Here is a 20,425-nt window from a genome sequence, read left to right as displayed (position 1 = left end):
ACAGCATAGCAAGGGGGTTATTCCTCGCAGGCATTGAACAGCCTGCGGGAATAACCCCCTTTTTTATATCGATGAACATTCAATGTAATAATCAATCATGATAGCAGTAAAAAGTCCAATCTATCCACTTACATTCCTTGCGATGCGCTGGCAACTGCCAAATCCCCCATCTGTTCCTGTCTGCTAATTGCTAGCGGTTCCTCCTTTGGAGGCTGAACCTGTGTCTTCTTCTCAGCATAACGTTCGATCAGAACGTCCACTGGCATCATGAGCATTTTCGGCTCCATCATCTGGCTTCCTTCCTTCAGGCGGGCCTGACCTTTGGGATGAATAACACTGAGCAGCAGTTTAAGATACAGTCTGGTCGAACTTGCGAACAGCCCCCGCGGTAAATCCATGACATGAAATCCGAACTGCTCTGGTCCCCGTGAAATCATGGTAACGGCATACAAACCTTTGACATCCTTGAATTCGGGACGCTCCAGCACCATATTGGCGAGGGAAGGCAGATCGTTCTGCACGGCGCGAATCATTTTAATCGCAAGCTGCACCTCCGAACGGGAGCGGCTGCCAATCTCGAACAATTTTTTGTTGTCAAAATGAAGCTCAAGGACCTCGTCTCCCTTTTCCAGGCGGCTTCCATCCTCCATCACGACGGTTTTCCCGGCAAACGGCCGTTTACGGAAATGGAGCATCGGGTCTGAAGGAGAGACCGTTTCGAGTGCAAACACGGCATGAAAGACTTTTTCCCACAAAAGCCACAATGAAACCATCACGCGCTTCAGAGGAGACAGCTTCCTCGCTTTCGCTTTGCTCTCCTTAGCCATCATATCGTCGATTCGGATACTTCTCATCCCCTTCTGCTCTGCGGCATTCAGTACACGCTCCAATGCGATGAGCATCTGCTCCGGTGCGTCCGGGTTTGCTCCCATGGTCGTCCCGCAGTCATGAAGCAGCATCACCTCGCCGCCGCGAAGCTTGGCTAGCATTCGCTGAGTCAGTTTGTCAGCGCCGATCTTGCTGCGCCAGTCATTAAACATGGATGACCACAAGATGATGCGACAACCGGTATTCTTGGCAAAATCGAACAGATTCACAATTCCCCAAGGCGGTCGGTAATAACCTGAACGTTCACCAGTTATGGTGTAGATAATATCATCCGTTCGCTTTACTTGCTTACGAACCGTCACAGGTCTCATCAGCCAGTTGCTCTTGTGAACATAGTTATGGATCCCGATCAGATGGCCTTCGTGATGAATGCGTTTTACAACTTCTGGATGTTTCTCTGCATGGGAACCAACCAGGAAAAAGGTCGCTTTCATATCATACTGCTTCAGAAGATCCAGAAGCCTTGGCGTATAGAGAGGATCAGGCCCATCATCAAAGGTTAAGGCGAACTCTTTTGTGCCTGTGCCCCTGCGAAATACTCGGAAACCAAATATTCGGGTCAGGATGCCGGGAATAAATGCATAAAAAGATGAAAGGTAAAACAACCATAGCAGTAATGTTTGCATGCTAACTCCCCGCTTTTTCTTTCTTTTTCTAATTAACACACTATTATTATTTTAGCATAGCACTTAAAGAAATAGGCTTTTTTTTCACAAATCGTGTACAATGATATCAATTAATAAAGTATAAAGGAGCCGATATTCCACTATGCTTCCCTTGTATAAAAAATATTGGAGAACCGCTTTCGATATTGGATTAATCGTACTTACGGTTTACCTGGTCATGTACATATTCAGCAAGCTTTACCAGATTGCGGCTCCCGTGTTTTTATCTTTCCTCGTTTTCCTGATTATTGAGCCTTTATCCAAATTCCTGCACCGCAGGGGTCTTCCGAAGCCGTTTGCCGCCGCGATATCCGTTCTGCTCTTCCTGCTGATTATCCTCGGCATCTTGTTCGGAGCAGGGGCACTCATTGTATCGCAGTTCATGAACCTTCAGGAGAATTTGCCGGCTTACACCGCAACGATTCAAAAACATTTCTCCGAGGGTCTGATCTTCCTGCAAAGCAAGCTCGAGGCACTGCCGCCTGATCTGACAGAACGGGTTAACGGCTATTTTCAAGACATTACCGCTTTTGCTCAAGGGGCTGCCGAGTCGTTCTTTCATTATATCGTTGGTTTCATGGGTTCATTCTCCTCGTTCATCACCAGCTTCGGGGTAGCGATCATTCTCGCCTTTTTCCTGAGCATTGAGATTGGCAGCTGGCGGAGAATCGCAAAAGAAAAAACGCCCAAAACCTTCAAGATGGCCTTTGTCTTTCTGAAGGAAAATGTATTTAAGGCGATCGGTTCTTATTTAAAAGCTCAGATGAAGCTGGTCAGCATTACGTTTGTTATTGTATACATAGGGCTGTTGATATTAGGTACAGGCAACTCGCTGTCCATTGCGCTTATCTGTGCTGTATTCGATGTATTGCCGCTGCTGGGTGTTCCCGTTATTCTTATTCCGTGGATTGTTTATTTGTTTATTGTCGGCAATACAGGTCTTGCCATTGGACTAATCGTTCTGCTTGCGGTTGTCATGATCTCCAGACAGCTGCTTGAACCGAAGATTACAGGCAATTCAATTGGCGTATCATCTGCATTTTTGATGTTGTCCTTCATGATGATTTCGCTGTCCATATTTGGAGTAGCCGGTTTGATTCTGGCTCCGATCCTGCTGATTCTCATTAAGGAATTGCTTACACAAGGATACCTGCAGCAATGGATTCATCTGCCGAGAGAAGAATTCGATGTGTCTCCTTGGGACATGTCCCGCTCTTATGCGGAGCCCGAGCCCGAGGGCGATTCAACCGAAGCCAAGAAGTCAGAAACCTGACCGAATATCTCCGTCGCCTGATTGCTGCTGCTTGGACTCCGATTCTCCACCAACACAGCCACAGCGTATCGTGGCTTCTCCACGGGGCCGTAACCGACAAACCACTGGTTGTTTCGGGGACGGCCCTTTACGGTTACCTGAGCCGTTCCAGATTTCCCTGCAAGTGTCCATTTCCGGTTTTTCAAAGAACTGCCTGTCCCCTCTTGAACCACATCCTCCATCCATTCCAGCAGAATGGATGAGGTTTCCCGGGAAATACCTTGTGCTGACTTACGCTCCTTAAGCGGATGGGTATCCTGAAGCAATTGGCCATTAGCGTACCGAATCTGTTGTAGAATACGAGGTTTGGTCTTTACACCGCCGTGAAGCAGAGTCACAATCGCATTTGCCGCCTGCAGCGGGGACACGGCCGCATCCCTTTGCCCTATGCTAGTCTGTACCCTAACCCCTGCATCAGAAGCATCCACGGAGTCCGAGAATACCGTCCCCTTCTCCTCATGATCCAATGGAACAAAAGAACGAAGACCTAAGAATTCCTGTGATCTCCAGCCCACAGTTTGCCCAAAACCAAGCGCCGATGCCGCATCCGCTATTTGCTGTGCGGATAATCTTTCCGCAAGGGTAGCGAAGACGACATTACATGATTCGGCAAAACCCTCGCGAAGCCCAATCGTTCCATGTCCTCCCTCTTTCCAGCAGGAAAGTCCGAACTTGCCGTATTCGCCGTCACAATGGAAGTGCTCTTCAGGGGAGCTTAAATCATGCTCAAGAATTGCAGATGCCGTGACAATTTTGAAAATGGAGCCAGGAGTTGCCGCTTTCAAGGCACGATTTTCCCACTGCCCGTCCTTTGGGTGAATCTGCTCCGGATTATAGAACGGCCTTGAGACCATAGAAACAATATCGGCATTGTGCGCATCCAGTACAACAACGGCCCCTTCCTTCATGCCCGCTTTCTCCGTTATAGCTTCGATCCCTTTTTGAATATCAATATCAATCGTTGTGGATACCCTCAAGGGATAATACGGATTATCCGGCGCCTTTACCATCGGCTTGATATCCTGTATCACCTCATTGGTACTGTTGACTGGAAAATAAACGATGGTAGGACCTTCTCCCCGTATCAGTGAATCCATCGTTTTCTCCAAACCGCTCGTTCCCGTAACCTCCGGATAATCACGAAAAAACAGATTCTCCTTCCGCTGGCCGGATACAAAACCAAGCCACTGCATGCCCGATTGGCGATTGCCGTAGCGCTGCTCATAAGGAAGAACCTTCAGTTTGGGAAGTTCAAGCTCTTGGATCTGCTGGATCTGAGCTTTGGTTAGGGTACGAGGAATGACCGTATTCTCTCCATGCCACAACTTCGGCTCCTTTAGTTTGCCCCATGTCTGTACCAAATGATCCTTATTTGTCCCCAGGATGCGGGCCAGCTGAACTAACTGATTATGGGAGTCCTTCAGCTCTTTCTCGCTTACCGGGAACAACACCACTGTCCAAACCAGCTTACCCGTGAGCGGCTTTCCGTTCCGGTCTGTAAATTGACCGCGGCCAGAATCCAGCACAATGCCTCGTTCGCGCTGTATGAGGGAGGCCTCAACCATCGTATGCCGACTGCCGGGGACCCGCTGATGTTTCATCACAAGCTGCACCCATGCGAGTCTTAGGGTCAAAATGGCGATAAGCATCGTCAATATCAGCCATCCGTATGTAATTCGCTTATTTCGGATCAGCCTCATGTCCTGCTCCTCCAATTAGTTCTTTGTTTCTCCATTATTTCCATGTGGAACCTGAATCAATCACATTGAACTGATAGGGGAGGATTATCAGAAGGTAATGAGTGAGCCGGGTAGACAAAAAAGACTGCTCCATCAGTCTTAACTGATAGAGCAGTCTATGAATGGAATATTACAGTCTAAAGCGAGACAAGGTCTCTTTAAGCTCATTCGATACATTTTCCAGCTGTGATGACAGATTAACCAACTGACTGCTAACACTTTGCTGCTCCGTTGAGAGAGAAGCTACCTCTTCGGAAGTCGCCGAGGATTCCTCGGCAACCGCACTGACGTTGCTCATCGCTTCAGAGAGCACATTCTGGGATTCGTTCAGCTCATCAATGGAATGCGTTACAGAATCCAAACGTTCGATAAAGTCTACCATCTGCTGCTGGACGGATACGAAGATGTCATTCGTTTCCTTCACGGCATCCATCTGGCCTTTGAACAGCGGATTTGCATCCAGCAGTACCTGAACGGTTTCATTCATTTCGGTCATGATACGGTCTGTGATCTGGCTAACCATATCTATGGATTGCCTGGACTGGTCCGCCAACTGGCGGATTTCATCGGCGACAACCATAAACCCTTTGCCCGCTGCTCCTGCACGGGCCGCTTCAATCGTTGCATTCAAGGAAAGGATGTTCGTTTGCTTCGTGATGTTCTGAAGTACATCCAGCACTTTGACAACCGAAGAAGTCGTTTCCTTTAAGCCATCCACCTTGTGCATCATGGAACGTGTCATATCCTCGGTCTGGTGTGTCTTGTCGAGCAAGTCGCTCAGATGCTTCGTGCCCAGCTCACTGGAGCTTTCCACATGACGGGCCGATTTGCCCATCTCATCGTTAGCCGTAACAACAATTTGCATCTGCTTCGAGATATTGTTGGTCAGATCGCTGCCGCGCTCGGCTTCAACTGCCAAGCTGCTGGCTCCGTTCGCAATCTCCTCGGTGGCAACGGCAATTTCTTTTGCAGAGATGGCCGTTTTCTTCGAGGCATCACTTAACTCTGCAGCCGTCTTGAGTACTTCCTGAGCCGTATTGCTTGTTTGCTGCACGAGGCCGGTAATCTGCTCCATCATATCGTTAAAACTTGCGGAGAGCTGACCGATTTCATCCTGGCTCTTATGGTCTGTGCGAACATTCAGATTACCTTTTGCGCCTTCCTTCATCAGGAGGTTGAGCTTGCCTAATGGACGGGCAATCATTCTCACCATCCAAATACCGATCAGTATGGCGAATATAACGTCAACGGCTGCCACTATCAGCGTAATTGTCAAAATGCTCGTTGCATCCTTCGTCAGTTCACTGGTTTGAACCGATCCCACAAGCTTCCAATCATTGGTGCTCAGCGTATTATAAACGGCCAATACCTGCTTGCCGTTCTCATCCTTGGTTCTTACGTTATCCGTCTTCGTTTCTGCCTTGAATTCCTTTGTAAATGCCCAAGCTGTCTCTGAACCCACGATCGAACTCTCACTGGAGGATACAATCGTGCCCTCTGGGCTGATCAACTGCAGCTGGCCGTTTTCACCCAGGTCAATCCCCTTCAGTTGCGTATCCAGTACGGAAGCGTTAAGTTCAAACATAACAACGTACGTAGAAGTCAGATCATTCATTGATCCAAGAGAGCGTGCAATCGTAAAGTACGGAGCTCCGCTGTTCTGCGTTGTTGGCAGCCACACAATCTTTTTGTCGCCATCCTTCAGCTCTGTATACCAGCTTTGTTCAAGCACGGTTTTGGAGGTCTCCGAGGTTTGCCCCGCCGAGATCATCTTCTCACCTTTGTCAGGGATCAGATAAATAGCCCTGATGGACGAATCTGACGTGATTTGGTTAGATAGTTTATCCCGAATGCTGCGTTCTACGGTAAACGAATCATAATCACTCAAGTTTTTATCCGAGTACTCTGACAACAGCTTCTGCAGTTCAATATCATAGAAAATTTGCCGTCCAGCGTTCTCGTACTTATCCAAGATGATGTCGATTTTCTCAGAAGTTTGAATGATCGTCTGCTGATTGCCGTTGGCAGCATTCTTCTCAATGGTGCTCTTCGCTTTACTGTAAGAGAGATAACCCAACACGATAACAAAAAATACGATCGCTGACAAAAAGATTAAAAACAACCGGATCCCTACGGATTTTGCCGGGTTCACAGGCATTCGGCTGATGGCCGTTCCCATGTTTGAAATGAACGACTTTGCATTATGTATTCCCGTTGATGCCGAAGGTGCTTTCTTTTTCTCTTTGTTTCCCCCGAGCTTCTTGTCTCTTTTCGGCTTCTTATCATGCTGTTCGACTTCTGACATTAGCTGTTCACCTACCACAATCATAATATTAATACGCCGGCTAATCTCTTGAACGTATTCGTTACTTTTTATTTCGACAATTGGAGGTGTTTTCCTTTGGGTTTTCGCAAAAAAATAATCCATTACTCCTAATTTTTTTGAAAATAAAAAGAATCCAAGGTCCATCCACGGACCCGGATTCTCATATGTGTAGTTATATAGAACTATATCTTTTTTACCCTTTGCGCTTTCGCATCATATCAAAGTTACGCACCGGCTGATCCACTTGCAAGCGAATAAGCTGTAAGGGATGCCGTGCCGCGTTCAGCTCATTTCCATCCTCATCCTGAATAGGGCCAACTACCTGCTTGAAGAAGGTACCTTCTGGGCCAAAAAACTCAATTTCGTCACCAGGCTTAAAATGGTTTCGCTGCTGTATTACAGCTGTACCTGAGTGCTTGTCATACGCCATAACCAATCCGGCAAAATCATAAGGCACGGCCTTCTCTTCCGGTTCATAGATATGGTCCTCATGATCCGGGGTATCATAGAAGAATCCGGTATTCAGCGGTCGATTGGCCGCTTTGTTGATTTCCTCGATCCATTCCGGCTTCAGCACGTAATGTTCAGGGTCTGCCATATAGGAATCAATCGCCTGTCTGTACACATTAACAACCGTAGCTACGTAATGAATGGATTTCATCCGGCCCTCAATCTTGAAGCTGTCAATGCCGACCTCAATCAGGTCCGGAATATGCTCCAGCATGCAAAGATCCTTCGACCCCATGGTAAATTGGTTGTCCTCCGGTTGAAACAACGGAATCTGTGTAACGCCCGGCTTGAATGGAGACGGCCTCGATGCCCGCTGTTCCATCATCTGCACCTCTTCGGATACCCAGTTGCCGTTATCTTCTCTTCCATACCTCAAACAAATCGTATTTCCTAGCGGCAGGATTGGCAGCAGACCGCCCCGGTTGGAGTCACGATCCGTAAAATGATTTGACAACACACAGCGTCCGGAGAAGGAGGAACACATCGCACCATGAATAAAGGCTTCGATCTCAATATCAACATGCTCTTTAATCGTTGCAATTTCTTCTATGCTCGTCTCGCGGCCCAGCACAACCCTTGGTAATCCTTCATCCTTCCAGAACTTCACGGCCTGCCAATTAAGCGTAGACTGTTGTGTGCTCAGATGAACCTCAAGTTTGGGCGCGGCACGCTTGGCAACCTCAATGATGGCCGGATCTGCGGCTATAATCGCTGCGATGCCCGCTTCCTCCAAGCTGCGCAGATAGGATTCAATCCCCTCTACGTCCTCATTATGCGCGTAGATATTGGTTGCCACGAATACTTTAGCACCGTATTTCTTGGCGAACTCCACGCCTTCCTTCATTTCCTCGAAGCTGAAATTGTCCGCGTTCGAACGAAGACCGTATTTCTGTCCTCCAATATAAACTGCATCGGCGCCGTAGTGCACCGCAAATTTCAACTTTTCCAAATTACCAGCCGGGGCGAGCAGTTCTGGCTTGTCCAGGCGATAGCGTTTGCCCTTGTATTTTGGCTGTGCCATTGCTTCCATGCTGTACACTCCTTAATAAACTTGTTCCTTATAGAAAAATCCAAACGATAACTCTCGCTCCGGATCCTGAATGGCACGAATTTCATCCATCCAATCCTCCTGAAATGCATAGGAAGAAGGGTCCGCAGTATATAAATCAATCGCCTTGCGGTAAATGCTTATCACAAGCTTATTATATTGGCGCGGCTTCAGCAGCGTCTCCACCTTAAAGCTGTCAAGACCGGCTGCCATCAACAGATGCAGATCCTCGAGGATACAAATATCCTCCGAACTCATAATATGAGTTCCGTTGACGTCTTCGTAAATGGGATATTTCTCGTCTTGGCGCTCAGCCTCAATGAGAAACAGTCCCCGTTCCTTGTCCAAACTGCCTTCATTTACGGGTCTACCTTGCTGCGACATATAACTGTTCACCAGACGCCGCTTGGAATGGTAGATATTGGTCATGCCATGGACCTGAACCTGTGCTTCCACTTGAAGCAGCGGCTTCATGTCCGTTACTTCATCCATATTTAATTCACGCGCAAGAATGACCCGGGATGCGCCTTTGCTCCCCCAGTAATTGGACGTTGAGTAGTTTGTGGCCGTCATTTCCGCATTCCAGTGCAGTTTAATCTGAGGAGCTAGCTCCTTCACCGCAGTAAGTACGGACGGATCGTTAAACTCCACCGCATCCACGCCGATTTCACCCAGTGCCTTGACATAAGCAGGAAGCTCAGGCAGCAAATCATTGGTCATCAGGTTATTTAAGCTTACATACACTTTACTTCCCTGTCCATGCGCATGCTGGACTACTTGACGAATGTCGTTCAAGGTCAGACTGCCGGGCAGACGCATGCCAAAACGATCTTCACCAACCAGCAAAGCATCCGCTCCCGCTTCCAGGTAAGCAGCAGCATCTTCCAAGGAACCAGCAGCCGCCAATAATTCAGGTTTGATACTCATGAAATATTTCCTCCCTATTCGGGGTTGTCCAAAAAGGATCCTGTCTATTGAATTCGGATCTTTTGATCAAGTCATATTATGGTTGTGCCATTTTCTTACTCTTCTCAATGTTTTTCAAATGCTCTTTATACGTTTTAGCAAACAAATGCTCTTGCGTACCGTCTTTCTTGGTTACGTAGAACAAATAGTCTGATTTCTCCGGATTCAGAGCGGCCTGAATGGACTCCAAACTCGGGCTCGAGATTGGACCGGGCGGCAGCCCCTTTTGTCGGTAGGTGTTATACGGGCTTTCAACCTCCAGATCAGCATAAAGCAACCGTTCCTTCGGTTTATCTAACAGGTATTGAACAGTCGCATCAATCTCAAGCCGCATATCTTCTTCCAGCCTGTTATAGATAACGCCGGCTACAAGAGCTCTCTCCTGTTCTGCAACCACTTCCCGCTCAACCAGTGAAGCAATGGTCATGAGCTCATGGAACGTCACGCCGCGTGCCTCCAGTTGGCTCTGCAAATCAGGAATTTCCGCAAGACGTTTCTCGGTTTCCTTGAGCATGGTCTCCACAATGCCTTTAGCTGTTAGATCCTTCTTCGGCACATCGTAGGTTGCAGGAAACAAATAGCCCTCCAGATGGTGCCTGAGATCCGTTCCTTCCGGGATCTCACCTACAATCGGTACGTCCCAACCGGTAGTCTGATCCACAGCATCCAGAAATTCCTTCTCATCGATTCCGCTCTCACGAGCGATGGTTTCTGCCATCTGGAGAATGGTGTAACCCTCAGGAATGGTGAACCGGACCATTTCCTCCGCCTTCACTTCACCGTTGCTCATCTTGGACAGCAGCTCCTTGAAGGGGGTTCCCGGTGTAGCCTCATATGTGCCGGCCATAAGCCGGCTGCCTTCGTTCGTAATCTTCAGATAACCTTTAAGTATAAGGGCGTTCTTGATCAGACCCTTGTCCTCAAGCAGATCGGCAATGGATGATGTGCTCATTCCGGACTCCACCGTGAATTCAACCGGTGTTTCAGAGGTTGTAACAGGCTGTAAACCGTTCCAAATGTAGAACAAGCCTCCGCCGGCAATAAGGATCAGAACCAATACCGCAATAGCCAGTTTCTTCAATCTACTCATCCCTTCACACCAAAAGGGGCGGACAAGCTCCGCCCCTTCCTGAACTTTCATTTGAAAACGTAAGCACGTGCCTCTTACGAGAACAATTAATCCTCGTCTCCCTCGGGAAACGTCAGCTCATCGTACAGCTCCGATACGTTCTCCCATTCCTCGTCATCATCGATGGTTGAGAGTTCCAATCCGCCATCCGCATCCTTTACGATACGAAGCACCTCGTACTCCTCATCCGTACGGTCCGGCTGAACCAGAATGGCATATCCTTGGCCATCCACTTCAAATTCGGCGGCAATATCATATACCTCGATATGGCCTTTGTCGTCCTCAAGCTCCACACTCTCACCGAATGCTTCCTTAAGTACTTGGGTCCATACGATATTTTCAACCGAAAAATCAGTCATCATTCGTCTCTCCCGTCCAGCTCATCCACGAGCGTATTGAAGGTTTCCTCAACAATGGCCCATTCTTCATCGTCTTCAATCATAAACAATTTCAGATCTTCTCCATCTTCCTCATAACGGAAGGCGTAGACCTCGTCTGTTTCTTCGTCTGCGGACTCTCTTGGTACAACCATCATATATTTAGCATCCGAGCCATCAACCTCGAATTTCATGATGACTTCGAATTCTTCCTCGTTGCCTTCATCATCGGGAATATAAATAATTTCCGGTTCTTCTTCCATACCAATATGCTCATTAGCCATTGTTATCACCCTCACCTTTACCTTTTAGAATCCAAGTAGTTTTGCAAAATCAAGCTTGCCGCCATCTTATCTACAACCTGTTTTCGCTTCTTTCGGCTGACATCGGCTTCAAGCAATGTCCTTTCAGCGGATACTGTTGATAGCCGTTCATCCCAAAGGTGAACGGGCAAGGATAGGGACTCTCGCAATGTATTTGCGAATTCCATGCAGATTTCGCCCCGTGGACCAATCGTGCCATTCATATTTTTAGGCAAGCCGACTACAACCTCACCGACCTCGTTCTCTTTGACGAGTGTGGCAATCCTGACCAGCTCACCTTCATCACGGCGGCGTTCGATAACTTCAACCCCTTGGGCCGTCCATCCGAACACATCGCTTATGGCAACACCGATTCTGCGGTCCCCGTAATCTAATCCCATGATTTTCTTCATCCCTGTGTACTCCTAACGGTGACTGGCTAAATAGAACCGGACCAGTTCTTCAATCAATTCATCTCGCTCTTTCTTCCGGATCAAACTTCTGGCATTATTGTGCCGAGGTATATAAGCTGGATCCCCGGACAAAAGATACCCTACGATTTGGTTAATCGGATTGTACTCCTTCTCTACCAGCGAATCATATACCGAAAGTAGAATGTCCTGGGCGGAAGCCTCCTTCTCATCACCTTTTACATTGAACTTGACTGTCTTATCCATGGAGTCCATGTGTGACACACCTCGCTTCTTCAAAGAACATGATTTACCATGCTTCGTCGAATAAATATTTACCAGCTTGATCTAGTTATATCATAACATAACCCTAAGTCTCTACGGAAATCCAAAGCGAAATATTTAGGAAGTGTTCCAAAAAATTCAGGATTGTGTACAGCAAAAATATTGATTCCGGTTTGCTGTACACAATCTGGACAAGAAAGGTTATACGCCCTTGGCCACAAGTTCCTCTGCGTGCTGCAGCGCTTGGGCAAGCTTGGAAGCATCCTTGCCTCCGGCTTGCGCCATATCCGGACGGCCGCCACCGCCACCGCCGCATACCGAAGCCACTTCCTTAACGAGCTTGCCTGCATGGTAGCCCTTTTTCACCAGATCCTGCGGAACAGCTACAACAAAATTCACCTTGTCGTCTGCCTTGGAACCGAGTACCAGAATGGCATCCGGCAATTTGCCTTTCAATTCGTCGGCGATACCCCGAAGTCCGTCCATGCTGCCTGCCTGTACTTCCACAGCAAGCAGAGGCGTATTTCCAACCTGCTTCACTTTATCGGTCAATTGGCTGGCCTCAATGGCTCCCAACTTGCCTTGCAGGGACTCGTTCTCGCGGGCAAGATCCTTCACTTGTTGATTCAGGCCCTCAATCCGCTTCGGCACATCCGTAAGATTGCTCTTCAGCAGGCCGGCGGCTTGTTTGAGCAGATCCAACTGTTCCTCCAGATGCTCGTAAGCATAGCGGCCCGTTACCGCCTCAATCCGGCGTACGCCCGATCCGATCCCGCTCTCGCCCAGCAGCTTAAAGATTCCGATCTGGGACGTATTCCCCACATGACATCCGCCGCAAAGCTCGATGCTGTAATCGCCGACTTGAACCACTCGGACGATGTCGCCGTACTTCTCTCCGAACAAAGCCATGGCGCCCATTGCTTTTGCTTCGTCAATGCCCTTGCGTTCGATGACAACCGGGATGCTCTTCCATACCTGCTCATTAACCCGGCGCTCAATATCGCCAAGCTCCTCTTGCGTGATGCTGCCAAAATGGGAGAAGTCAAAACGCAGACGCTGCGGCTCAACCAGGGAACCTGCCTGGTTCACATGATCGCCCAACACTTCTTTTAACGCTTTGTGCAGAAGGTGAGTCGCCGTATGGTTCTTGACGATATCATTGCGCATGGAGGCATTCACCTGTGCTGTCACGGTATCGCCCACTTTAAGCTCGCCGAGTTCTACAGTTACAAAGTGTACATGCTGTCCATGAGGAGCCTTGAAGAGACCTTCGACTCGGGCACGGACAGATCCGCCCTCCAAAACACCCTGATCGCTCACCTGACCGCCGCTTTCGGCATAGAACGGCGTAGCATCCAGAATGACTTGACAGGTCTGGCCTTCGCTCACGCTGTCGGCAAAACTGTCATCGGACACGATGGCGAGTACTTTCGCCTCGCGAACGGTGTCATTATATCCAACAAATTCACTTTTAACCGTATAATCGGAAAGAACGCCGCCTTGTATCTTCATGCTTTCCGTCTCATGACGGGCTGCACGCGCACGATCGCGCTGTTCCTCCATCGCAGCGTCAAAGCCTTCGCGGTCTACGGTCAAACCGTTCTCAGAAGCATAATCTTCCGTCAAATCAAACGGGAAGCCATAGGTATCATACAATTTGAATGCGTCGCTGCCGCTGATCACCGATTTTCCCTGCTTCTTGGCTTCAGCGCTGACCTCCGCCAAGATGCCGAGCCCATCCGAAAGCGTTTTGTGGAACTGTTCCTCTTCCGTCGCAACCACCTTCTCAATGAATGCCCGCTTCTCCACGACCTCCGGGTAGTACACTCCCATAATATCGCCCACGGTTTCAGTCAAGGTGTACATGAACGGTTTGTCCAGCCCCAGCACCTTGCCATAACGCACCGCACGACGGAGCAAACGGCGGATCACGTAACCGCGTCCTTCATTCGAAGGCAACACGCCATCACCTACGGCAAACACAACCGTGCGAATATGGTCCGCAATAACCTTCAGCGCCACATCATACTCAGGAGAATCATTATATTTCACGCCAGCCAGTTCCGCCGTTCTCTGAATAATAGGCTGGAACAAATCGGTGTCGAAGTTGGAGTCTACATTTTGCAGAATGGATGCAAAGCGCTCCAGACCGGCGCCCGTATCAATATTCTTGTTGGGAAGCGGCGTATAACTGCCGTCCTTGTTCAGGTTGAACTGGGTGAATACCAGGTTCCACACTTCAAGCCAGCGTTCATTCTCTCCGCCAGGAAACATCTCCGATTCCGGAGTGCCCTTGCCGTATTCTTCGCCACGGTCATAGAAAATTTCGGTACAAGGGCCGCAAGGACCTTCGCCAATCTCCCAAAAGTTATCCTGCAGCTTAATGATGCGGCTCTCCGGCAGACCTATTTTTTCATTCCACAATTTAAATGCTTCTTCGTCTTCGGGATAAACGGTGACAGACAGCTTCTCGGGATCGAATCCGATCCACTTCTTGTCGGTCAAAAATTCCCAGGCCCACGTGATAACTTCTTCTTTAAAGTAGTCTCCGATGGAGAAGTTGCCCAGCATTTCAAAAAACGTATGGTGACGGCGCGTCTTGCCGACATTCTCAATATCGTTGGTACGAATACATTTTTGCGAGTTTGCAATTCTCGGATTCTCAGGCTTCACGCGCCCGTCAAAGTAAGGCTTGAGTGGAGCCATACCTGCATTAATCCAGAGCAGGGACGGGTCATTATGCGGTACAAGCGATGCACTCGGTTCAATATTGTGGCCTTTCTCAGCAAAAAACTCCAGCCATTTGGAACGGATTTCACTAGCTTTCATCTCTACACATCCTCCAGTCGTAATATAGGGATCGGATTGACTTGCATCCAAACACAAAAAACGCCCCTGAAATAATTCAGGGACGATGTTCTCGCGGTACCACCCTGGTTATCGCCCATTTCAGCTCCAGACTGTTTCCCTGGAGAAGCACGTGACGATCGCCTTGTTGCAGCTTGATAACGGGGGCCAGCCGGTGAATTTGACTCACACTCAAAAATTAGCTGTTCAGCTTGGGACACTTCCAGGTTCTCGCAGCCAGACGGATGATTGCCCGTAAGGAACCTGTTCTCTGAGCAAGGTACTCTAAGCCTACTTGATTTTCTCATCGATTTGTACGGTTATGGATCTAACATTTCAAGTATATCTAGGGTGAATCTATCTGTCAATGCAGGAGCATGGCAAGTCTGAAATGGAGCAATCAGCCTGATTTCCTTCTTACATAATAGGCAAAAAAATGCTGCAGCAGCACTTTGATGACAGCAAAAACGGGCACAGCCAAAATCAAGCCCACTGTTCCTGCCAACTGCCCCCCGACTAACAGGGCAAAAATGATCAACAGTGGATGCATATGCAGCTTTTTTCCCACCACTTGGGGTGAAATGACGTTGCTCTCCAGCGTCTGACAGATCATATTCACAACCACCACAAGCAGCACCATCTTCCATGAAATGGTGGATGCCATCACAAGCGCAGGAGCCGCGCCGAGAAAAGGGCCTAAATACGGAATGATGTTGAACACCGCCACGATGCTGGCCAGCAGCAGTGCGTAAGGCATGCCCACGATAATATACCCCACGTAAGCCAGAACGCCGATGATCAAGCACACCAGAAACTGCCCGCGGACATAATTCCCAAGCGCCGTGTCGATCTCCTTAAGCAGCATGACAATTGATTTGCGATGACTCCGGGGCAGATACGATACGGCGGTTCGCTGGAACACCTCAAAATCTTTTAATATGTAAAAGATCAGGAACGGAACAATCAATACATTAAACAGGATGTTGATGGTGTTGCCGATATTGTCCATAAAAGCCGTGATGCCGCCAGCGAGCCTCGATTCCATCTGAAAGAACCAGCTGTTCATCCCCGTGCGAACCCCAGGCGGCAGCAGCCTGCTATCCAGATTGGTCATGAGACTTTGAGCATTCATTGTTAATTCGGGCAGATGCTCATTAAGCTCTTCCAGCTGCCGAATCAGCATCGGAATCATATTAATCAGAATGACCGCGAGCGAGGTCAGAAAGACGGCATAAATGATCAGCACGGCCATGCTGCGGGGAACTTTGCGGTCGGAGAGCATGCATACAACCGGATTGAGCACATAAGATATGATCATGGCAACCAGAAATGGTGCCAGAACAGCCTTGAGAAATCGATAGACATCCAGAAACAGCGGACGCAGCAGCCAGACAAAGTAAAGAGAGATCAATCCAAGCATCAACCATACCAATAATCGAAACCACTTGCTCTCCGTCAGCTGTTCCACAGGGTACCCTCCTTTTTCGCAAGCTATCCTGTAGTATATGTACAAGCTTCCAGAAATAAACTAAGATTTCCAGCAGCGGACATGAAAAAAGACTCCTGCTATACAGCCGCATCGGCCTTTGGCAAGGAGTCGTTTATCTTGTAATATGTACGCGCACTTTAAGAGGACGCGTGTATTTGAGGGAAATCCGGCTGCATTTCATCGCCGAAGAACAGGTCATCCAGCGAGCTGAGCGTGCCGTCCTCTTCTACTTGGTATACTGACATTTTCTCTCCGTTGACTGTCAATTCGATAAAGCAACCCCAGCAATAAAACTGGTGGGAGCCAATCTTTCCGATATCTTTGGAACTACAGTTTGGACATTTCATCCTACCTCACCCTATCCGTTCACAGAATTAATGGCTTTTTCCAGACGCTGTTCGCTCATCGGGGGTACCATGACGGCACTCTCGCCGATAGCCATTTCCGCTGTGCAAGGCAGCCATTTGCGACCTTCGATCAAATCCGATACAAATCCATCAGATATTTCTAACCCTAGTATTGTATTGCCCTGTTCCTGCTCAAAATAAACATCCGATATACGTCCAAGCAGGATTCCATCCTCGGTCAAGACCTGCATCTCTTTCAGTTTGCGCTTGCCCAACAGGTACGTAAGCGGTATATCATTGGCGCCCAGCTTTCGGACAGCCTCCTGGTTGCGAATCATGACGGCATCTTCCCCATAGGCTACAATATCTTCCCATGAGACGCTTTTCACATGAGTGGAAAACAAAGCCTTGCCGTCCAGTTCCAATCCGGTGATCAACCAGTTCTCATCTAGTATAAAATCGTGGATTTTGCCGATTTCCTTACCGTTCTCCACGTCGAATACAGCCAGTCCAATCATTTCTTGAAGTTTCATAATACGGTGGACACCTCCTCATCCTCCATGGGTTTAAAATCAACCGCCGGTCAAAACGACATCCGACTAACGGCCAATCTCAAAGGATGAAATGGACGAACGCATACCCCCTTTTCCTTAGAAGAAGAAATCCCTTAACATCTATTTACGTAACCGATTAAGGATGGTTCCAATTTTTTGGGCAGTGTACTCCATTTCTTGAGTAGTATTACCCAAACCGAAACTAAAACGAATCGCAGAGCGCAAAACAGGGTCAGAAAGTTTCATGGATTGGAGTACATGGGATACTTCCAGAGATCCCGACGTGCAGGCTGAGCCGCTTGCTGCCGCAATCCCTTCCATATCGAGGTTCATCAGCATAGACTCCGTGTTGGAACCAGAAAAGCTGATATTTAGGATGTGAGGTAGGTAATGATCCAGGTTTCCGTTGATCACAAAAGAATCCTCGCCAATCTCCTGACGAAGACCCTGAAGCAGGGTTGATCTCAGCCCGCTGTAATGCTGAATACGCTGCTCCATGTTTCTCACGGCCAATTCCACAGCCGCTGCAAAACCGGCTATTCCAGCCATATTCTCGGTTCCGGCACGACGTTTCTTCTCCTGCAGCCCTCCGAACAGGCGTGGGGTTACACTGATTCCTCTGCGGACAACCAAAGCCCCAACGCCCTGCGGTCCGTTGATTTTGTGAGCGGAGAAGCTCCACATATCCACCGGCAGGTCGCGGCATGAGATTGCCTCTGAGCCCAGAGCTTGCACAGCATCACTGTGGAACACAATTCCCCGGCTGCGGCATACCTCGCCGATCTCAGCAATCGGTTGAACAGTGCCTACTTCATTATTACCGTACATAATCGTCACAAGCACCGTGTTGTCCTTGATCGCGCCGACAATGTCCTCCACGGACACACGTCCTGTACTGTCTACAGGGACATAGGTCACCTCACAGCCCTGCCGTTCCAGCTCATGGCATGTATGAAGCACTGCATGGTGCTCGATCGCTGACGTAATGACGTGTTTGCCCTTCGTTCCGAGCGATTCCAGCATTCCCAAAATAGCCAGATTATCGCTTTCGGTTCCGCCTGCGGTAAACACCAGCTCGTCCGACTGGCATCCTAAAAGGGCCGCGATTTGATCACGCGCCCCGCTTATAATCTTCTTCGCTTCTCGTCCAAAGGCATGGACGCTTGAAGCGTTGCCGTATTGGCCTGTCATCACATTCATCATCCGCTGGGCAACTTCCGGGTGCACCGGAGTTGATGCGGCATGATCCAGATATATTGATTTCATAATAGGTCACCCTTAAATGTAGAACATATATCTGACAGGATCTACAAGACTAAAGTTCATTCTACAACAACCCTTTCAGATTCAAGATTTTAGTGTCTTCTATAATAGTACAATCTATAAAGACAAACAACAACCTACAAGCTTTTTGTGGTTGAGGTGTGGGTACTAATATTTATTGAAGTGCAATGAAAAAGGACTCCGCCGCTAAGAACTGGAGTCCTTTTTTTTCGATTTCTTTTTGATCAATTTGCCGAAACAATCTCGTCGATCTTAATCCAATGCCATTCTCCCTCAGGCATGGACAACTTGATTTCTCGACTAAACGTGTGGATCAGTACGACAATACCTGTTAACTTGGTGAATAATTGAATTTCCAGTTATTTGGAGTTATTCAAAGTCTAATCTAGTTATTCAGCGGATATAAGAGCTTATTTCTCTTCATCCTCTTTGATGAGTATAAGGAATATTTAGTAAAGTTTATGCAACTTATAGATAAGGAGGAATTACATTGAAGAAAAAGAAGTCAATTATCACTACCCTTGCCATGGTAATGTGTCTCTCGTTCCCAATAGCCACCTCCGCATCAACTACGTATCCAGATTCAACAGTTTCAATTATCTACAATAGCTCTACTGATGTGTACAGAGCAAGTGGCTCGGGAGGCGATGCTACAACACAATTTTTGTTATCCCCCACTGTTGGTTTAAGCAATGGAAAAACTATTTCAACACTTTTCACAATGGAGAACACAAGTCGTGGAGGGATTGTCCCTAGTCACTGGATAGGACTTCCAAACACTCATTTGCAGTTTAAAAACATGTACGCTTCTAGCGGAAATGATTCAGATGCATCAACATGGAGTGTAAATATTTCTGTTAGTGGAACTACCAGTACTTACCGGTATACTTTTGGAGATAATAACACCGGTGATTTCATAAACCCTGGTCAAAGTGTAAACGCTTGGGTAGATTATAACTGGACGGGGACATCAAATACTTCAATCAGCAATCTAATGCTTGCTCATGGAAATGAGAATTGGACATTTCTAAATGGATGGACGGCCTCAGGCTTGTTTGCAATGGACGCACAAATCGGGAGCAAATCAAGTATGTATCTGGAAACTGGTAGCAGACTCTCAGCAGAAAAAAACAATGCTAACGATCTTCCAGATGCTGAATTATTGAACATTAAAGAAGAACGAAAACAATTAGATTTAGCGATTGAATCAGGACAAGCCAAACCGATCAATCCAAAAGTAACAGTAAACGATGAGTCAGGTAGAGAAATCTGGTCGGGTAAAGCTGATGAATGGAATAAAGTCCAAGATGAGGTATTTAAGCAAAATAAGTTAGGAATATATTCAACCAACTAAGATATCAACCTTCATGAACTCTTTTCCTCGGAAATCATACAATGATTTCCGAGGTGCTTTTTTATTTCATTCGTAAGGAGGGGTTAAATAAAATTGAGGAAAATCATCACATTCCTTGTTGTCGGAGTAGTAATGTTTTTTATTTTACTCGCTATTGATCATTCCTACGTATCCATGAACAAATATATTAATGAGCTGTCCCCTGCAGCAAATATGGAGCGTTTGAAAATTATTTTGCTCAGTCTTTGTCTAGGTATTGTTTTCGATTGGTCAAATGTCATTAAGCTTGTAAAAAAGAAAATAAGCATACACTATTCATTAATATTTCCTTTTCTAGTCTCATTATTTTTAGCAATGCTCCCCGCATTCTTTATAGATATTGAACCCTCATTTTTCACAAACATCTTTATGAAATTACACGTTAATATAATATTCGGAATACTGAGTGGTATAATACTTACTAGAATTTTCGTGAAAAATGAATCATAAAAAATAAAGACCAACAACAAAGTACTATATTTTTTATGTGCTTATGTGGTATTCGATATCCTGCAATACAAAGGGCAGGACCTGAGGAAGATACCGCTACTCCT

At 47.5% G+C, this 20,425-nt stretch carries 18 protein-coding genes; 2 read left to right on the top strand and 16 right to left on the bottom strand.

The annotated features are described in order from the left end of the window. Window positions 1-128 precede the first annotated feature (128 nt). Window positions 129-1,514, bottom strand: a complete 1,386-nt coding sequence (locus PVOR_RS09205; RefSeq protein WP_006208879.1) for a polysaccharide deacetylase family protein — start codon at window positions 1,512-1,514, stop codon at window positions 129-131. A 142-nt stretch (window positions 1,515-1,656) separates the two neighbouring features. Here PVOR_RS09205 and PVOR_RS09200 point away from each other — a divergent pair, with 142 nt between their 5' ends. Next, the gene (locus tag PVOR_RS09200; RefSeq protein ID WP_006208878.1) at window positions 1,657-2,826 is read left to right on the top strand and encodes an AI-2E family transporter; all 1,170 of its coding nucleotides are present in this window, start codon (window positions 1,657-1,659) and stop codon (window positions 2,824-2,826) included. Here PVOR_RS09200 and PVOR_RS09195 read toward each other — a convergent pair. The 15 genes from PVOR_RS09195 to PVOR_RS09130 form a co-directional block, all read right to left on the bottom strand. Then, window positions 2,769-4,565 carry a peptidoglycan D,D-transpeptidase FtsI family protein gene (locus PVOR_RS09195; RefSeq protein ID WP_006208877.1) on the bottom strand — a complete coding sequence of 599 codons (1,797 nt, stop codon included), beginning with the start codon at window positions 4,563-4,565 and terminating at the stop codon, window positions 2,769-2,771. The two genes, PVOR_RS09200 and PVOR_RS09195, sit on opposite strands and share 58 nt — an antisense overlap. Window positions 4,566-4,734: 169 nt before the next feature. After that, window positions 4,735-6,909, bottom strand: a complete 2,175-nt coding sequence (locus PVOR_RS09190; protein WP_040680437.1) for a methyl-accepting chemotaxis protein — start codon at window positions 6,907-6,909, stop codon at window positions 4,735-4,737. Between the two features lie 214 nt (window positions 6,910-7,123). Further along, entirely contained in the window at window positions 7,124-8,470 is a 1,347-nt protein-coding gene (locus PVOR_RS09185; RefSeq protein ID WP_006208875.1) for a peptidase U32 family protein, read from the bottom strand. Between the two features lie 12 nt (window positions 8,471-8,482). Continuing rightward, window positions 8,483-9,415 carry a peptidase U32 family protein gene (locus PVOR_RS09180; protein ID WP_006208874.1) on the bottom strand — a complete coding sequence of 311 codons (933 nt, stop codon included), beginning with the start codon at window positions 9,413-9,415 and terminating at the stop codon, window positions 8,483-8,485. Between the two features lie 76 nt (window positions 9,416-9,491). Beyond that, a complete protein-coding gene (gene mltG / locus PVOR_RS09175; RefSeq protein ID WP_006208873.1) occupies window positions 9,492-10,535 on the bottom strand; it encodes an endolytic transglycosylase MltG in 1,044 nt (347 codons plus the stop codon). Between the two features lie 95 nt (window positions 10,536-10,630). Beyond that, a complete protein-coding gene (locus PVOR_RS09170; protein WP_006208872.1) occupies window positions 10,631-10,942 on the bottom strand; it encodes a DUF1292 domain-containing protein in 312 nt (103 codons plus the stop codon). After that, on the bottom strand, window positions 10,942-11,244 hold the full coding sequence (locus PVOR_RS09165) for a DUF1292 domain-containing protein (RefSeq protein ID WP_006208871.1): 303 nt from the start codon (window positions 11,242-11,244) through the stop codon (window positions 10,942-10,944). Before PVOR_RS09165 ends, PVOR_RS09170 begins: the two co-directional genes overlap by 1 nt. A gap of 17 nt (window positions 11,245-11,261) precedes the next feature. Further along, complete coding sequence (gene ruvX, locus PVOR_RS09160; protein ID WP_006208870.1) at window positions 11,262-11,675, bottom strand: Holliday junction resolvase RuvX; 414 nt, start codon at window positions 11,673-11,675, stop codon at window positions 11,262-11,264. A 12-nt stretch (window positions 11,676-11,687) separates the two neighbouring features. Next, window positions 11,688-11,948: an IreB family regulatory phosphoprotein gene (locus PVOR_RS09155; RefSeq protein WP_006208869.1), complete on the bottom strand. Its 261-nt coding sequence runs from the start codon at window positions 11,946-11,948 to the stop codon at window positions 11,688-11,690. Window positions 11,949-12,158: 210 nt separating this feature from the next. Then, window positions 12,159-14,786, bottom strand: coding sequence for an alanine--tRNA ligase (alaS, locus tag PVOR_RS09150; RefSeq protein ID WP_006208867.1), 2,628 nt, complete (start codon window positions 14,784-14,786; stop codon window positions 12,159-12,161). Between the two features lie 76 nt (window positions 14,787-14,862). Continuing rightward, on the bottom strand, window positions 14,863-14,994 hold the full coding sequence (locus PVOR_RS32490; RefSeq protein WP_268741784.1) for a hypothetical protein: 132 nt from the start codon (window positions 14,992-14,994) through the stop codon (window positions 14,863-14,865). A 210-nt stretch (window positions 14,995-15,204) separates the two neighbouring features. Beyond that, complete coding sequence (locus PVOR_RS09145; protein WP_006208866.1) at window positions 15,205-16,272, bottom strand: AI-2E family transporter; 1,068 nt, start codon at window positions 16,270-16,272, stop codon at window positions 15,205-15,207. 158 nt (window positions 16,273-16,430) lie between these two features. Beyond that, window positions 16,431-16,640: a hypothetical protein gene (locus PVOR_RS09140; RefSeq protein WP_006208865.1), complete on the bottom strand. Its 210-nt coding sequence runs from the start codon at window positions 16,638-16,640 to the stop codon at window positions 16,431-16,433. Window positions 16,641-16,651: 11 nt separating this feature from the next. Further along, entirely contained in the window at window positions 16,652-17,173 is a 522-nt protein-coding gene (locus PVOR_RS09135; RefSeq protein ID WP_006208864.1) for a PRC-barrel domain-containing protein, read from the bottom strand. Window positions 17,174-17,314: 141 nt separating this feature from the next. Beyond that, window positions 17,315-18,460: a cysteine desulfurase family protein gene (locus PVOR_RS09130; RefSeq protein WP_006208863.1), complete on the bottom strand. Its 1,146-nt coding sequence runs from the start codon at window positions 18,458-18,460 to the stop codon at window positions 17,315-17,317. Between the two features lie 508 nt (window positions 18,461-18,968). Here PVOR_RS09130 and PVOR_RS09125 point away from each other — a divergent pair. After that, window positions 18,969-19,832 carry a hypothetical protein gene (locus tag PVOR_RS09125; RefSeq protein WP_006208862.1) on the top strand — a complete coding sequence of 288 codons (864 nt, stop codon included), beginning with the start codon at window positions 18,969-18,971 and terminating at the stop codon, window positions 19,830-19,832. Window positions 19,833-20,425 lie beyond the last annotated feature (593 nt).

Origin of the sequence: Paenibacillus vortex V453 (assembly GCF_000193415.1) — a bacterium.
GTDB classification, from domain to species: domain Bacteria; phylum Bacillota; class Bacilli; order Paenibacillales; family Paenibacillaceae; genus Paenibacillus_AQ; species Paenibacillus_AQ glucanolyticus.
The sequence above is the reverse complement of the archived record's forward strand: the minus strand, read 5'-3'. Positions and strand labels throughout refer to the sequence as shown.

Excerpts from the sequence above, each read along its gene's own strand:
- PVOR_RS09205 (WP_006208879.1), bottom strand. The coding sequence starts at position 1,514 with ATGCAAACATTACTGCTATGGTTGTTTTACCTTTCATCTTTTTATGCA.
- PVOR_RS09200 (WP_006208878.1), top strand. The coding sequence starts at position 1,657 with ATGCTTCCCTTGTATAAAAAATATTGGAGAACCGCTTTCGATATTGGA.
- PVOR_RS09195 (WP_006208877.1), bottom strand. The coding sequence starts at position 4,565 with ATGAGGCTGATCCGAAATAAGCGAATTACATACGGATGGCTGATATTG.
- PVOR_RS09190 (WP_040680437.1), bottom strand. The coding sequence starts at position 6,909 with ATGTCAGAAGTCGAACAGCATGATAAGAAGCCGAAAAGAGACAAGAAG.
- PVOR_RS09185 (WP_006208875.1), bottom strand. The coding sequence starts at position 8,470 with ATGGAAGCAATGGCACAGCCAAAATACAAGGGCAAACGCTATCGCCTG.
- PVOR_RS09180 (WP_006208874.1), bottom strand. The coding sequence starts at position 9,415 with ATGAGTATCAAACCTGAATTATTGGCGGCTGCTGGTTCCTTGGAAGAT.
- PVOR_RS09170 (WP_006208872.1), bottom strand. The coding sequence starts at position 10,942 with ATGACTGATTTTTCGGTTGAAAATATCGTATGGACCCAAGTACTTAAG.
- PVOR_RS09165 (WP_006208871.1), bottom strand. The coding sequence starts at position 11,244 with ATGGCTAATGAGCATATTGGTATGGAAGAAGAACCGGAAATTATTTAT.
- ruvX (WP_006208870.1), bottom strand. The coding sequence starts at position 11,675 with ATGAAGAAAATCATGGGATTAGATTACGGGGACCGCAGAATCGGTGTT.
- PVOR_RS09155 (WP_006208869.1), bottom strand. The coding sequence starts at position 11,948 with ATGGACTCCATGGATAAGACAGTCAAGTTCAATGTAAAAGGTGATGAG.
- alaS (WP_006208867.1), bottom strand. The coding sequence starts at position 14,786 with ATGAAAGCTAGTGAAATCCGTTCCAAATGGCTGGAGTTTTTTGCTGAG.
- PVOR_RS09140 (WP_006208865.1), bottom strand. The coding sequence starts at position 16,640 with ATGAAATGTCCAAACTGTAGTTCCAAAGATATCGGAAAGATTGGCTCC.
- PVOR_RS09135 (WP_006208864.1), bottom strand. The coding sequence starts at position 17,173 with ATGAAACTTCAAGAAATGATTGGACTGGCTGTATTCGACGTGGAGAAC.
- PVOR_RS09130 (WP_006208863.1), bottom strand. The coding sequence starts at position 18,460 with ATGAAATCAATATATCTGGATCATGCCGCATCAACTCCGGTGCACCCG.